This window comes from Sphingobacterium sp. 1.A.5, from assembly GCF_002734235.1.
GTDB classification, from domain to species: Bacteria; Bacteroidota; Bacteroidia; order Sphingobacteriales; family Sphingobacteriaceae; genus Sphingobacterium; species Sphingobacterium daejeonense.
This window is the reverse complement of the sequence record NZ_PEBA01000064.1, coordinates 30,855-46,542: the sequence shown is the minus strand read 5'-3', so window position 1 is coordinate 46,542 and position 15,688 is coordinate 30,855. Positions and strand designations below refer to the sequence as shown.

11 protein-coding genes are annotated in these 15,688 nt (G+C 37.2%); 4 read left to right on the top strand and 7 right to left on the bottom strand.

Annotated elements, in window-relative coordinates:
• Position 1: 1 nt before the first annotated feature.
• Complete coding sequence (alaS, locus tag CRT24_RS18125; protein WP_099372516.1) at positions 2 to 2,617, bottom strand: alanine--tRNA ligase; 2,616 nt, start codon at positions 2,615 to 2,617, stop codon at positions 2 to 4.
• A 141-nt stretch (positions 2,618 to 2,758) separates the two neighbouring features.
• Between alaS and CRT24_RS18120 the strand changes: the two genes are divergently transcribed.
• The 3 genes from CRT24_RS18120 (at position 2,759) to CRT24_RS18110 (ending at position 5,901) form a co-directional block, all read left to right on the top strand.
• Positions 2,759 to 3,592: a universal stress protein gene (locus CRT24_RS18120; RefSeq protein WP_099372515.1), complete on the top strand. Its 834-nt coding sequence runs from the start codon at positions 2,759 to 2,761 to the stop codon at positions 3,590 to 3,592.
• A gap of 15 nt (positions 3,593 to 3,607) precedes the next feature.
• The gene (locus tag CRT24_RS18115; protein WP_099372514.1) at positions 3,608 to 4,462 is read left to right on the top strand and encodes a universal stress protein; all 855 of its coding nucleotides are present in this window, start codon (positions 3,608 to 3,610) and stop codon (positions 4,460 to 4,462) included.
• Positions 4,463 to 4,584: 122 nt separating this feature from the next.
• The gene (locus CRT24_RS18110) at positions 4,585 to 5,901 is read left to right on the top strand and encodes an OmpA family protein (protein WP_099372513.1); all 1,317 of its coding nucleotides are present in this window, start codon (positions 4,585 to 4,587) and stop codon (positions 5,899 to 5,901) included.
• 128 nt (positions 5,902 to 6,029) lie between these two features.
• On the opposite strand, the gene CRT24_RS18105 is transcribed toward CRT24_RS18110, so the two are convergent.
• A complete protein-coding gene (locus CRT24_RS18105; protein ID WP_099372512.1) occupies positions 6,030 to 7,520 on the bottom strand; it encodes an amino acid permease in 1,491 nt (496 codons plus the stop codon).
• Between the two features lie 391 nt (positions 7,521 to 7,911).
• Here CRT24_RS18105 and CRT24_RS18100 point away from each other — a divergent pair, with 391 nt between their 5' ends.
• A complete protein-coding gene (locus CRT24_RS18100; protein ID WP_099372511.1) occupies positions 7,912 to 9,723 on the top strand; it encodes a DEAD/DEAH box helicase in 1,812 nt (603 codons plus the stop codon).
• A 29-nt stretch (positions 9,724 to 9,752) separates the two neighbouring features.
• Here the strand turns inward: CRT24_RS18100 and CRT24_RS18095 are convergent, their stop codons facing one another.
• The 5 genes from CRT24_RS18095 to CRT24_RS18075 form a co-directional block, all read right to left on the bottom strand.
• Positions 9,753 to 11,285 (bottom strand): glutamate racemase, encoded by a 1,533-nt coding sequence (locus tag CRT24_RS18095; protein ID WP_099372510.1) that lies wholly within the window; start codon positions 11,283 to 11,285, stop codon positions 9,753 to 9,755.
• Positions 11,286 to 11,397: 112 nt separating this feature from the next.
• The gene (locus CRT24_RS18090; protein WP_099372509.1) at positions 11,398 to 11,955 is read right to left on the bottom strand and encodes an HPP family protein; all 558 of its coding nucleotides are present in this window, start codon (positions 11,953 to 11,955) and stop codon (positions 11,398 to 11,400) included.
• A 60-nt stretch (positions 11,956 to 12,015) separates the two neighbouring features.
• Positions 12,016 to 12,792 (bottom strand): 23S rRNA (guanosine(2251)-2'-O)-methyltransferase RlmB, encoded by a 777-nt coding sequence (gene rlmB, locus CRT24_RS18085; RefSeq protein WP_099372508.1) that lies wholly within the window; start codon positions 12,790 to 12,792, stop codon positions 12,016 to 12,018.
• A 69-nt stretch (positions 12,793 to 12,861) separates the two neighbouring features.
• Positions 12,862 to 14,679 (bottom strand): DNA polymerase III subunit gamma/tau, encoded by a 1,818-nt coding sequence (locus CRT24_RS18080; protein ID WP_099372507.1) that lies wholly within the window; start codon positions 14,677 to 14,679, stop codon positions 12,862 to 12,864.
• A gap of 141 nt (positions 14,680 to 14,820) precedes the next feature.
• Positions 14,821 to 15,537: an MIP family channel protein gene (locus CRT24_RS18075; RefSeq protein WP_099372506.1), complete on the bottom strand. Its 717-nt coding sequence runs from the start codon at positions 15,535 to 15,537 to the stop codon at positions 14,821 to 14,823.
• Between the last annotated feature and the right edge of the window lie 151 nt (positions 15,538 to 15,688).

Genomic DNA, 15,688 nt, shown 5'->3' with positions numbered 1-15,688 from the left:
TTTATTTTATAAACTCTCTTGATTTTGAAATTGCTTTTTCTAATCCTGTAGCGTCCTTACCACCGGCAGTTGCGAAGAAAGGTTGACCACCTCCGCCGCCTTGAATTTCTTTTGCTAGTTCGCGCACAATATTTCCTGCATGCATTCCTCTTTCTTTTGCAAGGTCATCAGAAATCATCACGGTAATGCTTGGTTTACCATCTATTACAGCTCCTAATACTGCATACAAATTATTAATACCACCTTTGAGAGCATAAGCCAAAGTTTTAACCGCATCCGCATTTGGAAGATCAACAATAGTAGCTATATAATTGATATCACCGACCTTCTCTAGTTTTTTCTCGATTTCATCTTTCAAACCTTGAGATTTCTCGCGGATATAATTCTCGATTTCTTTTTTGAGCGCATTATTTTCGTCAATAACTTTAGAAACAGCGGAAACAAAATCTTTAGGATTGTTCAATAATTCTTTAATGTTATCAAACAGTTCGAAATGCTCACGGATTACTTGTTCAGATTTAGTTCCAGTTATGGCTTCGATCCTTCTTACTCCCGCTGCTACAGCAGACTCAGAAAGGATTTTAAAGAAACCAATCTGACCTGTAGCATTCACGTGTGTACCACCACATAATTCTTTGGAATAGGAATCATCAAAAGTGATAACCCTCACATGATCTCCATATTTCTCTCCGAACAATGCTGTTACCCCAGATTCTAAAGCCTTTTGGAAAGGAACGTTACGTTCTTCTTTTAAAGGTATGTCCTGACGGATTTTAGCATTTACGATGTCTTCAATTTCTTTTATTTCTTCGTAAGTTAATTTTGCGAAGTGAGAGAAGTCAAAACGAAGCACATCTGGAGAAACCAAGGAACCTTTTTGATTCACGTGGTCACCCAAAACTTTTTTAAGTGCCGCATGCAATAAGTGGGTTGCCGAGTGATTAGCTTCAGTATCTTTTCTTTTTTTATCATCCACTACTGCTTCGAATTCACCGACCAAAACATTTGGAAGTTGATTTACATAATGAATAAACAATCCATTTTCTTTCTTCGTATCCACAATGCTTATTCTTTCGTTGGTGTCCAAAGAACGAATAAATCCTTTGTCACCCACCTGGCCACCACCTTCAGCATAGAATGGAGTTTCTGAAAGAACCAATTGGTATTGATCTTTTCCTTTGGTGGATACTTTTCTATATTTTAAGATTTCAGTATTCGATTTCAGGGTATCATAACCTACGAATTCGCTTTCTTTATCGTCATTTACCAATACCCAATCTCCAGTATCGATAGCAGTTGCAGCTCTTGATCTTTCTTTTTGAACTAGCAGAGCTTGTTGGAACCCATTCATGTCAACAGTCATTCCCTTTTCACGTGCCAATAATTCTGTCAGGTCAATCGGGAACCCGAAGGTGTCAAACAATTCGAATGCAAAATCTCCATCGATCACATTGGTGTCAGAGGTATAGGATTCGAAGCGTTGGATTCCTTGTGTCAATGTTCTCAAGAAAGACACCTCTTCTTCGAGGATTACTTTCTCTACGAAATCTTTTTGTTGATATAATTCATCGAACACTCCTTTGAACTGTTCCGCCAATACAGGTACCAGTTCATGGATGAATGGAGTTTTAAAATGAAGGAATGTATATGCATATCTTACGGCACGTCTTAAAATCCTGCGGATTACATAACCTGCTTTATTGTTGGAAGGCAATTGACCGTCAGCGATTGCAAAGCTAACTGCGCGAATATGGTCTGAAAGCACGCGCATGGCGATATCGCTTTTTTCGTCGGATCCATAAGCAATTCCGGATTTTTGAGCAATAAACTGGATCAGAGGCTGGAAAACATCAGTATCATAGTTAGAAGACTTTCCTTGAATGGCTCTGACAAGCCTTTCAAAGCCCATTCCTGTATCCACATGTTTTGCAGGCAACGACTCCAAGCTTCCATCTTTCAAACGGTTGAACTGCATAAAAACGAGGTTCCAGATTTCAATAACCTGAGGATCGTCCATATTGACCAGGTCTTGCCCTTTAACCTTAGCACGTTCTTCATCAGAACGCATATCATAATGTATTTCGGAACATGGTCCACAAGGTCCTGTGTCCCCCATTTCCCAAAAGTTATCCTTTTTATTTCCTAGGAGGATTCTATCTTCTGGAATCAGGGCTTTCCATAGGTTGAAGGCTTCTTCATCTTGTTGCAATCCTTCCAGTACATCTCCTTCAAATATTGTTACATAGAGACGGTCCTTATCCAATTTCAAGACTTCGGTCAATAATTCCCAAGCCCATTCAATAGCTTCTTTTTTAAAATAATCTCCGAAAGACCAGTTTCCCAACATTTCGAAAAGTGTATGGTGATAGGTGTCGATACCTACTTCTTCCAGGTCATTGTGTTTACCAGAAACACGCAAGCAACGTTGAGTATCTGCTACGCGTGGGTATTTGGCGACTGCTTCGCCTAGGAACAACTCTTTAAACTGGTTCATACCCGCATTGGTAAACATCAATGTAGGGTCATTCTTCACTACCACCGGTGCCGATGGAACAATCTGGTGTCCTTTACTTTCAAAAAAATCTAAGAAGGCTTGACGTATATCTCTACTAGTCATTTAATTCGCGTATAATTTAAACTGCAAACTTACTTAAATTTGATGAGTATACGCCCCAATCAACCCAATTTTTATTAATATGACGCATATTTTTCCTAAATTTATCTCAGTAAAAACATACACACATAATAAATCATCAAGATGACAATTATTGTCCCTACGGATTTTTCTGAAAACTCGAGATTTGCAGCTGATTATGCTTGTCAAATTGCTGTTGAGAAAGGTCACAATCTACATTTATTACACTGCTATACCTCGAGCTCAGTTGGCGACACGAAAGGTGAAAGCGTTGACAACCCGTTATTGTTGGCCGATCAGAAAATTCTAGAACTGCAAACCCAGCTAGTAAAAACTTATCCTCAATTACATATTAGCATTGAATGTTCTCGCAGTTTAATCATTGATAAACTGACAGAACTTTCACAGTCAGGAAAATATGCATTGATTGTTATGGGTGCATCCGGTGCTAGTCAGTCAAAACCTGTATATTGGGGCAGCACTACTGTTGCTGTGGCTTCTAAATCAGAGGTTCCTGTTGTGGTAATCCCAAATCACCAACATACATTTGACATTAATCATGCAGCATTATTGACAAATTTTAAGTCAGAGGAATTGGATACTCTCAAAGAATTTCAGGACATTGTTGGAATCCCCAATCAGCTTACTTTAATTCATGTTTTCAAGGAAAGTCAAAAATCAGAAAATGTGAACGATGATTTAGACTCATGGGTTTATAACATTAGGGAAATGGGATCCATAGCAGATGTGCAGACGATTGCAGAACCAATCAATAAAGATGACATTGAATTAGATACCGTTCCTGAGGTCGTGAGCAAAATTATTAGTGAGGTTGACCCTCAGATTATTTTGATTACACCTAGTAGGAAAACCTTTTTTGAAAGATTATTTAAAAGCTCGGTTTCTAAGGCCATTGCTTTAGAACTTAGCAAACCAGCATTTTTTGACAAAATCTAAACTAAAACATACAGCATGAGCAAAATACTTATACCCGTAGATTTCTCTGAGAATTCTAATAATGCGATTCATTACGCTTGTCAAATTGCACAAGAGGGCGGACAAGAAATTGACCTTGTCCATGTTTTTTCTTCGCATTCCAATACTTATGCAAATATTAAAGGGGAAACACCACTAAATGACCCTAGAGTTCCGGAGGCTGAGCAAAACATGGTTGATACTATTACTCAAATCCAGCAGGAATTTCCAAAAGTGAGAGCTAACAGTATTTTCAAAGAAGGCAACTTATATGATGAGATCAAGGCTCTAACAACGGCAACTTCATATGATGTCGTGGTTATGGGTACGCAAGGAGCTTCCGGATTGGATGCTGTATTTATCGGGAGCAATACTTACGACACCATATTAAATACTACTACTCCTGTTTTGGCAGTACCTGAAATTGCTACTGAATATAAAAAGGATAACGTAGCATTGTTGTGTAATTTTAAAGAGGCGGAGTTAACAGCATTACAACAAGCTGCCCCGCTGTTTAAGACAGATTATAGATTAATTTTAATCCACGTCAACACAGATGATAAGGCTATAAAGGATATTGATGCTCAATTTAAGGAATGGATTAATAGAATTGAATCGGAATTAGGCATTTCAGATATTTCATACATCATCAAGCCTCAAACTTTGTTTATGCGCCAGAAAGAAACTGTAGCACAAGCAATCACTTCTGTCTTATTAGATGAGCAAGTTGACATCTTGATACTTACGAAAAGTAAAAAGAGTGTTTTCAGGCAATTAACTGAATCAAATGTCATCAAGAAAATGGCATTCAACATTCAAATCCCTACCTTCTTTGCTAGAGTTTTAAGCTAGACTTCCTATCGGAATTTAACTACAAAATCATGGTATTTTAACCTTTGTTGCCAAAACAAAATGTTTTGGCAACAAATTTGCCAAGTGAGCAGTAACATATAACATTTAAAGGTTAAAATATTATGAATACACTTTACTTTAAAAAAGCTAGCGCCTTGGCTGCTGCTATTTTAATCTCTTCTGCTACATTCGCTCAAACTAATACAGCAACTGTTGAAGGCACCTCTATTTTAGGTCCAACTTCTCAATATAGAACTTGGTCTATTGGTGTAAACGCGGGTCTTTTAAACCAATCCAATATTTTCGGTTTCAATAGAGCCGGATACGATAAATTGAATAACAATGTAGGTTATTCAGCTTATGTGAAAAAGCAAATCTCTCCATCTTTCGGAATTAAAGCTCAATATATGGGCGGAAAAGTAGGTGGTGTGAACGAAGAATCTGGCACTGAGTTCGAAGCAAAAATGCCTTGGTCTGCAGCCTTGTCTGGAGAGTTCACTCTTGCAAACACCAACTGGAGATTTTTCAACAGCATTATCAAACCTTATTTCGCAGTAGGTTTAGGTGCTTTGAACTCTGAAACAACGCTTACAATTGGCGAAACATCTACAACTTCTGACTCTCAGACAAAACTTTATGTTCCTGTTGATGCAGGTTTCAAATTTGCTGTTGCTAGAGGAATCAACATTGATTTAGGTTACCAATTAAACTGGGCTAACCAGAATTTTGATGGTATCCGTGGTGGTCAATATAAAAATGATTTATTCTCATACGCACATGCTGGTATCGAAGTGGCTTTAGGAGATGGAAACAAACCTTATTTAGGGAATTCAAATCCAGTTGCTACGATGTCTGCTAAATATGATGAATTGAAAGCTGAGCGCGACGCATTAGTTGCTGCAAATGAAAAGCTTCAATCAAATATGGATGAAATCAACGCTGGTCTTGAAGATTCAGATAATGATGGTGTAGCAAACAAGTTCGACAAATGTCCTGACACTCCTGCTGGAACTAAAGTAGATGGTTCAGGTTGTCCACTTCCAGAAGCTAAACACGAAACTAAAGTAGTTGAGAAAATCGTTGTTACTGAAGAAGACAGAAAAGTAGTTGATGAAGCTATTAAAAACTTAGAGTTTGATTTGAGCAAAGCTACTATCCGTCCTTCATCATACGAATCATTGAATAGAGTTGCTGCTTTATTGATTGAGAAAAACTTCAGCTTGAAACTTGCTGGTCACACAGATAACACTGGTTCATTACAATTGAACTTACGTCTTTCTAAAGAGCGTGCAGAGGCAGTTAAAGCTTACTTAGTATCTAAAGGAGCAAATGCATCACGTATCGAAGCAACAGGTTATGGTCCTAACCAACCAATTGCAACTAACAGCACACCAGAAGGTCGTCAGTTAAACAGACGTGTTGAATTTACTTTATTCTAGGAATAAAAAGAGCATTAAGCTAAACAACATACAATCAAAATTAGGGTCTGCATCTGTAGACCCTTTTTTATTAAACATTAAAAAAGGGCAAATTTTCCAATTTGCCCTTTAAATATTATGAATAGTTTTTATTCAGAACTATCTGAAATTCCTGTTTCTCTTTCCTTTCTAATTTTAGAATTTTTATATCCATAAAGGAAATAGAAAGCTACCCCGATAGCCATCCATATTCCCAATCGCTCCCAACTTTCGATAGGAAGACCCGCCATCATCAACACACAAACTAAAATACCTAAAATAGGAACCAAAGGCACTAAAGGAGTTTTGAATGGTCTTTCAATATTAGGATTGGTTTTACGAAGCACCAAGACTCCAATACATACTAATGTAAATGCAAATAAAGTTCCGATACTAACCATATGTCCCAAATCAGACACAGGTACGAAACCTGCAAACAAACTCACAAAAATCATAAAGATTAGGTTTGTTTTCCATGGAGTCTGACGTTTTGAAAGGTCTGAGAATAGTTTAGGAAGTAATCCATCCTTACTCATTGAATAGAATACACGGCTTTGGCCCAATAGCATTACTAAAATAACTGAAGTATATCCAGCGATAATCGTAACGATCATGGCTGTATTTAGGAAGTGATAACCTGTTTTTTCGAAGGCTGTCGCTACAGGTTTTGCATCTCCACTGAAAACTGTATAAGGAGCTAAACCTGTCATTACGTAAGCAAAGAGAACATATAGTATTGTACAAACAATCAATGAACCTATGATACCGATAGGCATTCCTTTTTTTGGATTCTTAGCTTCTTGAGCAGCAGTACTTACTGCATCAAAACCAATAAATGCAAAGAATACAACTCCAGCAGCCTGAAGGATACCTGTCCAGCCATAATGTCCTCTATAATCACTGTTCCAAAATTCCCAGAATCCCATTTGACCGTTTTTGACCATTTCTTCACCTTCATTTACTGGAATCAAAGGAGTGTGGTTTGCAGGATCAATAAATTGCCATCCCAATACAATGAATAAAATAACTACTGCAACTTTAAGAACAACAAGGATATTATTTACAAAAGAAGATTCTTGAGTACCACGCATTAATAATAAGGACAGCAGGCAAACGATTATAATTGCTGGCAAGTTGATTACTCCACCTTCGAATGGTCCAGCCAATACTTCTTGGGGGAGGTGGATTCCAATGAGCAAAAACAGTTCATTTACATATTGTGACCAACTTACCGCTACTGTTGCAGCTGCTAAAGCATATTCCAGCACTAAGTCCCAACCAATGATCCAAGCCATAAATTCGCCCATGGTAGCATAAGAATAGGTGTAAGCACTTCCAGCTACGGGGATCATTGATGCAAATTCAGCATAACAAAGTCCTGCAAAAGCACATCCTACTGCTGCAATGATAAATGAAATCATAACGGCAGGTCCAGCATGGTCAGCTGCAGCAATTCCGGTTAGGGAAAACAATCCTGCACCGATGATTGCTCCAATTCCAAGAGCAATAAGGCCTGAACTGGAAAGGGTCCGTTTTAGCGTACCTTCCCCACTCTGCTCTGCTTCTGAAACTAATTTTGAAATCGATTTTTTATACCACATAAATTTAGATGAATAATTAAAGTATCAAACCTACAAAAAAAATAAAAAATACTGCATATCATTATTAAATCCTTATCGATATAAGCAAATTCATCTAATTTCTACTTAAAGACTGATTGAACTTTACAAATATTCTTTTTGGGAAACTTAATTCAAAATAATTATTGGCGGGATTGAATCTATTTAAAATTATTATCATTTTAACGAGTTTCATAAAAATTTAAATTGAAGTAAAACAAATATTTAATTATGTTGTTGAATGAATTGTAAGGGTTAAGTAAAATAAAATGCTAAATATTTGATTTTAACCGATTGAATATTAGGATTTATCAGATTCTATTATTACCTTTGCACCGCCTTAGGCAATTGTGCCTATTGTATAATTTATTTCATGAACCCATTTTTAGAACTGGGAATCCGTCATGATATTGTTAATGCCATCACTGAGTTAGGTTTCGAGAAACCTTCTCCCATCCAGGAAAAAGCCATTCCTGTATTACTGACTGGTAACGACGATTTTGTCGGATTAGCCCAAACAGGTACAGGGAAGACAGCGGCATTTGGTCTTCCACTATTAGAACAACTAGACTTTTCAGTAAAACAACCTCAAGCATTGGTCCTATGTCCTACGCGTGAGCTATGTTTGCAAATCGCAAGAGACCTAGAAAAATTTGCCAAGTACATCGATAACGTACATGTGGTTGCCGTTTATGGCGGTGCCAATATCGGTGATCAATTACGCCAGATTCGTCGTGGCGTTCAAATCGTAGTAGCTACACCAGGTAGAATGTTGGATATCATTGGCCGTAATGCCATTGATTTCTCTAATGTTCGTTATGTTGTACTAGACGAGGCTGACGAAATGTTAAACATGGGATTCCAAGAAGATATCAACAATATCCTATCGGAAACTCCAGATGACAAAAAAACATGGTTGTTTTCAGCAACTATGCCTAAAGAAGTGCGCCGTATAGCACAGAACTACATGACTAACCCTCAAGAGTTAACAGTAGGAACAAAAAATACGGGTAACGAGAATATCGAACACCAATATTTTATGGTTAAGGCGAAAGACAAATATGCAGCATTCAAGCGTATTGTTGATTTCTACCCTGAGATTTTTGGTATTGTATTCTGTCGTACAAAAATTGAAACTCAAGAAATTGCTGAGGCCTTGATTAAGGATGGCTACAATGCAGACTCTCTTCACGGAGATTTGTCTCAACAGCAACGCGATAAGGTGATGAAACGTTACCGTGAGCGCAACTTGCAGCTTTTAATCGCTACTGACGTTGCAGCTCGTGGTATTGATGTTAATGACGTAACTCACGTAATTAACTATTCACTACCTGATGAAACGGAAAACTACACGCACAGATCTGGTCGTACTGCCCGTGCAGGAAAGACTGGTATTTCAATCTCATTGATCAATGGGAAAGAAATGAGCAAAATCCGTCACATCGAAAAAATCATTGGTAAGCAATTCATTCCCAAACAAGTTCCTCAAGGTGCTGAAGTTTGTGAAAAACAATTGTTAGCCTTAGTTGATAAGGTTCACAATGTTGAAGTTCATGAAGATCAAATCAATGCTTTCTTACCTCAGATCTTAGAAAGTCTTCAAGACCTAAGCAAAGAGGAAGTAATCAAAAAATTCGCTTCATTAGAATTCAACAGATTCTTGAATTATTACCAAGACGCTCCAGATCTTAATTTTGACGCACGCGACTCTAGAGGTGAACGTGGTGATAGATCTGAACGTCGTACAGGTTCAAAAGGATATACTCGTTTGTTTATCAACCTTGGATCCGTAGATGAATTCAGCCGTGGAGATATGCTTTCTTACATCTGTAACAAAGGTAAGATCTCAGGTAAATCAGTTGGAAAGATTGACTTAAAAGGTGTTTTCACTTTCTTTGAAGTGTTAGATGCTGATGTTGACAGTGTTTTCCAAGGGTTTAAAGACGTTGATTTCAACGGAAGAAATGTTAGAATCGAAGTTTCAGGTGATAAACCTTCATCAGACAGAGGCGGAAGACGTCGTTCTGGAGGTGGTGGTGGTGACCGCAGAGACAGAGGTGGAGACAGAGGTTCTCGTGGTGGTTCAGGCCGCAGAGACAGAGGTGATAGAGGCGACAGAGGAGGATCAGGTTTCCGCGATTTCTCAGGAAAACGTAGAGACAGAGAATCTAAAAGCAGATATTAATAAAAAAGAGCTCCAAATTGGAGCTCTTTTTATTTGATCTTTATTTCTTGTGCATATTCTTCCATTTTGGGACTGTGTTGTGAAAAATTCCTGATTAGTTCATAGGTATTCGGTATTATAGACTTAAACCTTTCCAATGTTAAATCTGAAACATTCTTTCTATCAAAAGGAACTACCTTAACATACTCTTGTATTTCGTTTTCATTCCTTCCATATTTATAATCATAGCTGAATCTCAACTCCTCTCCTTCTAATTTCACATTAATATTTTCTGTATTTGGCACTGAAATATAAAATTCCGAGTTCTGCAACATATTGCCGTTACTATTGAATAATTCCTTTTGAGCTAATGCCTGATGCAACTCTCGGGCAACAAAAATAGAGGGATCAACAATATGTACCTTTTCAGAAATAAGTGATCTATATTTATAATTACCATCATTTCCCTTATAATTCTTGAGTTCCATCAAAACTTCATTTATCTCTTTTATTAAATATGGATAATGAGTACAACCTAAAATTAACGATTTCAATGGCTGTGCATTTTCTGTTTTCCGCATCTGCTCTAAAAGGCTTACCAAATGGAAACGGATGTAATTTTCGGAAGAATTAATTTGCAATTGACTGCAATCTTCAACATCCTTACCGTCACAAAGCATTTGATTTTTATCAAAATTAAAATTGTAGATATCTAGGAGTGTTCTATCAATTTTATAATCTTTATTATCAAGAGATGGCCCTCTATAATCGGAACGTGGTTGTTTTGCCTCAGCTTTAATAAAATCAGGTTCTCCATCCACAGCTTCAGCTACTCCATGTCCACCTTGATTAAAAATCTGAATATCTCCTTTTAATCCTAATGTGTTGATCTGTTCTCTAAGGGTTCTTTCATAACCTTTTGATGCTATGGTTCCTACTGTTGCAAAAACTGCGATTGCCCCAGATTCCTCCTTTCCAAAATTTGCAAGTGTCCCCCTAGCAGCAGCGTTAATCACACCAATAACTGGAATATCCAATTTTGTTTTCTTCATAAATGCCTCAGCATCACTATAACCGTAAGCAGTTGCAGTATTACATGCTATAACGATTGCCTTTACTTTATCCTTATTCGTTTGGTAATTTTGGTCTTTATAATGAAAGTAATACTTATTGGATAACAAGAATTGAAAATCTTTGATAATATGTTCCTTTAAAAGATTATCCTTATTTACAGCATGATAATTTCCATAAGGCATATTTGCCTGGTCGGCCAAATAAATAAAGTTTTCTTTGCTAAAATCCAGTATTCCATCCTTTTTTAATGCTTTGGATTCATTATCATACTCATCAAAATTTACAAGAGCATCCAACACAGTCAATCCACCAGTACCAGAATCAAAGACACCTATTGGCAGATTATTCAATGATTTAGGATAATTTTCAAAATCAATGAAATAAAAATTCTTTTGATCATTTAATATAGCATTTTCAATCTGCAATGTAGTTTGGCCAATTGCGGATTGCGAAATTCCTAAGAATAGAGAACTAATGGCTAAGCCATACGTAAGTGTTAGGTGTTTCATTGGGTGTTCGGTAGATTTCCATAAAGATATTTGTTTATTCTGAATTTCAAAATAAAAAACGCACAAACATGCAACAATAACCTACAAAAAAGACCAATATTCATATATTGGTCTAAAATCTTTCAAATCTTTGTTTGAGTTGTCTTCTTCTGGAGCGTCTCAGCCGAGAATATTTAACTGGATAATGCCTCTTTTTGGTAATATTATTGAATATCAGCGCAACCAAAAGTAAAATTAGAGCTCCAGAAAAAACAGGAGTTATTACATACAAGTATCCTAATTCGGCAATTTTTGTTCCTCCACTGACTGCTATTAAAGCTGTAGCACCACCGGGTGGATGCAAGCTTCTGGTAATTTGCATGGCAACTATTGAAGTAGCCACTGCTAATGGCGCTGTCAACCAGATTATATCAGGCATCACTTTGGCAACTGTTACTCCTACAATTGCAGAGACCACATGACCACCTATTAAATTTCTAGGTTGCGCTAATGGGCTTTGGATAGCGCCGTAAACCAAAACAGCAGAAGCCCCGAAAGAACCAATAAGAAAAACATTTTCTAAAGGTGGAAATTGGAGTGACTGTATGTATGCGATAAGCCCAATCCCGATAAATGCACCTAGAAAAGACCAGAAATGCTCACGAAAGTCAACCAGAGTTTCTCGATACATTACATATCGATACAATCTAAACTGCCTATTAACGGATTTCCGAAATTTTTTCACCTCAAATTAAGAGATATTTCTCTGCCTTACAGCTTCATAGATTACAACAGCCGCTGAAACTGAAACATTTAATGATTCAATTTCTCCGAACATTGGAATCTTCGCCAATTTATCGGAAATTCTAATCAAGTCGTCAGAAACGCCTACATCTTCTGCACCCATGATGATACAACTTGGGGTTGTATAATCGACATCATAAATAGACTCGTTTGTTTTTTCAGTACTTACTACTAATTGCACTCCAGAATCAATCAAGAATCTAGCCACACGAGATAAAGAATCTTGACGACATACAGGGATTTTATATAATGCGCCTGCTGATGTTTTAATAGCGTCTGGATTAATTTCAGCAGAGCCTTTTTTCGGGACAATGATCGCATGAACTCCAGCACATTCAGCAGTACGGGCAATTGCACCCATATTTCGAACATCTGTTACTCCATCTAACATCAACAACAAAGGAGTTTCTCCTTTTTCATATATCACTGGCAATAAATCCTCGATGTCTTGGTAAGTAATGGGAGAAATTACAGCAATAATACCTTGATGGTTCTTTCTAGTGATACGGTTTAATTTCTCAATAGGAACTTGTTGAAAAGAAATGTTATGTTCTTTCACCAAAGCCTTGAATTCCGCAAACAATGGTCCTGATAGTCCTCGTTGAACGAACAAGGATTCGATTTCTTTTCCACTATCAATTGCTTCCATGACAGCACGAATACCAAAAACCATTTGATTTGTTTCACGTTTTTCGGACCTGTCCCTACGTTGAAAATTTTGCATGTGTATATATTATGGATAAAAGGGAATTTCACCCTCAAATAATTCGTACAAAGGTAGAAAAGAAAATGATTAGCTTAAACCCAAATCAAATGTTTTTCTCAACTCATCCAAAAGTGGGTTCTTTGCTACCATGGCTTGGTACTTCTCTTGAGAAGTATATGGCTTTCGCTCTTTGGATTTTTCCACCATCACGCCTTCGATATCTAAGGCAAAGTTACGAAGCTGTACACGCAGATAGTTCAGCATATCTATCTTTCCTAATTTCAGCTCCTCCATTTGGACACCGTTTTCTACCTCCACCTTTACCTTCACCCCTTCCAGGACCGGCATATTCGCTGTCATAATGGTATACAATGTGATTTTGCTTTCCTTTCTAAGCACTTCAGCGAACTCATTCCATTTACTTAGAAAAGCATTTTGAGTAACCTCATTGAATTCATTTCCTTCAACCAGTTCAATTTCACCATCAGCATTTGCTTTTTTCTCATCAAAAATGGTATTGAGGTTAGGAACTGCAACCGAAGTCTTTATATTCCCCCACCCTTTCGACGCAGGTTTTGGTTTCACCGGTGACTCTGAATTAACAGAAAGAGAGTTTTGTGCTACAGGCGGTTTGACCGAAGTTGAAGTACTTGGGATATTAGTTTTAATTACAGGAGATGCTGGCGAAGCAGAATTATTTACTTGAGTTGCTTGTTGTGTAGTTGTAACAGGTTTAGCTGTTACCCCTGAATCAGGGAGTTTTTTTTTTAATTCAGCTAATGCTGGTAGACCTTCTGCTCCTAACTGAATGGCACTCGCGATATGGCACATTTTCAGCAATGTAAGCTCTACCTGCAAACGTTGATTTTTACTGGTCCGATAGTTTATCTCACATTGATTAGCAATATTGAGCGCCGACAGCAACAAACCACTCGATAAGGCTTGAGATTGTTCAAGATACCTCTTCTTTATATTTTCACTGACTTCAAGAAGCTTCAGCGTACTTGGCTCTTTGCTAACCAAAAGATTTCGGATATGAGAAGATAGCCCAGCAATAAAATGACCACCATCAAAACCATTATTAAGGACTTTATCAAATATCAATAGCGTAGTTGCTGCATCTTGCCTTGATATTGAGTCCATTAATTGGAAGTAATAATCATAATCTAGAATATTCAGATTATTGATTACGGCTTGATAAGTTAAATTCTTATTGGAAAAGCTGACAATCTGATCAAACATAGAAAGAGCATCACGCAACCCTCCATCTGCTTTCTGAGCGATGACATGCAATCCATCAACTTCAAATGTTACTCCTTCTTTTTCAGCAATCGAAGCAAGGTGATTGGCCATATCCTCTACTTTTATTCTATTGAAATCAAAGATTTGACATCTTGACAATATCGTAGGAAGGATCTTATGTTTTTCTGTGGTGGCTAATATAAAAATAGCATATGAAGGGGGTTCTTCCAATGTTTTCAAAAAAGCATTGAATGCTTGTTGAGACAACATATGAACCTCATCAATGATATATATTTTATATTTTCCAGTTTGTGGAGGTATTCTAACCTGATCTATTAATGAACGAATGTCATCGACGGAGTTGTTAGATGCCGCATCTAATTCATGGATGCTGAATGAATTACCATTTTGGAAGGACTTGCAGCTATCACATTGACCACATGCTTCGTTGGATTCTGTGATATTTTCACAATTTATTGTTTTTGCCAATATACGGGCACAAGTTGTTTTACCAACTCCACGAGGTCCACAAAACAAAAAAGCCTGAGCTAACTGATTATTGTGAATTGCATTCTTAAGTGTGCCAGTGATGTGTTGCTGCCCTACGACCGAGTCAAAAGTAACAGGTCTATATTTACGTGCAGAAACAATAAAATTATCCATGCACGAAGATAATCATTTTCAAAATTCAGCACAACTGTAAAAGGCTTTTTAAACATTAACGATACATTCTAAAACAGAAAAGCTGTCCCCCGACAGCTTTTCTTCATTTTACTTTTATATTTTATTTTACCTATGATGGTCTTATTTTTCATTATATACTAATTTCCATAATATTGCTCCTATCACAGCTCCAACCAATGGCGCCAATAAGAACAACCAAACTTGAGAAATAGCATTACCGCCGGCAAATATCGCTGGACCTAAGCTTCTTGCAGGATTAACAGATGTTCCAGTAATTGGAATAGCTACCAAATGAATTAAAACTAGAGTAAACCCAATCGCTAAGCCCGCCATGGTACCATTTCCAATTTTAGAAGTAGTGCCCAAAATGACAAATAAAAATAAAGCTGTTAATACAGTTTCTGTGATAAATGCTGTCATCATATTATATTCATTTTGATATCCAGCACCCCATCCATTGGACCCATATGCCCATTCACCAGGGTTAAACACCGCTAATTGGCCAGTTAATATAGTCTTTAGCACGAAAGCCCCCAAAATACCACCAATGATTTGGGCTGTAATATAGACTAAAGCATCTTTTCCAGACATTTTTCCGGACACCAATACTCCCAATGTTACAGCAGGGTTGATATGACATCCTGAGACTCCCCCAATAGCATATGCAAAAACTACAACAGACAGACCGAATGCTAATGAGATCCCCAATAAGCCTAATCCTGATGTCTGCGCCAAAGTGTCCCCACCTGCAATGGCCGCAGCTCCACAACCAAATAATACCAAACCAAATGTTCCAATCAGTTCAGCAATAAACTTAGATAATGTTTTTGTTTCCATAATTTATTATTTGAACACAAATTAATAATTAATATTAATATTTACCTTATAAAATAATTATAGAGTTTTGAACATTGATTTACAATAAAAAAAGAGACCTGCATTTGCAGATCTCTTTCCAAGTTTAATAAAACAAAAAAAGGACCGATAT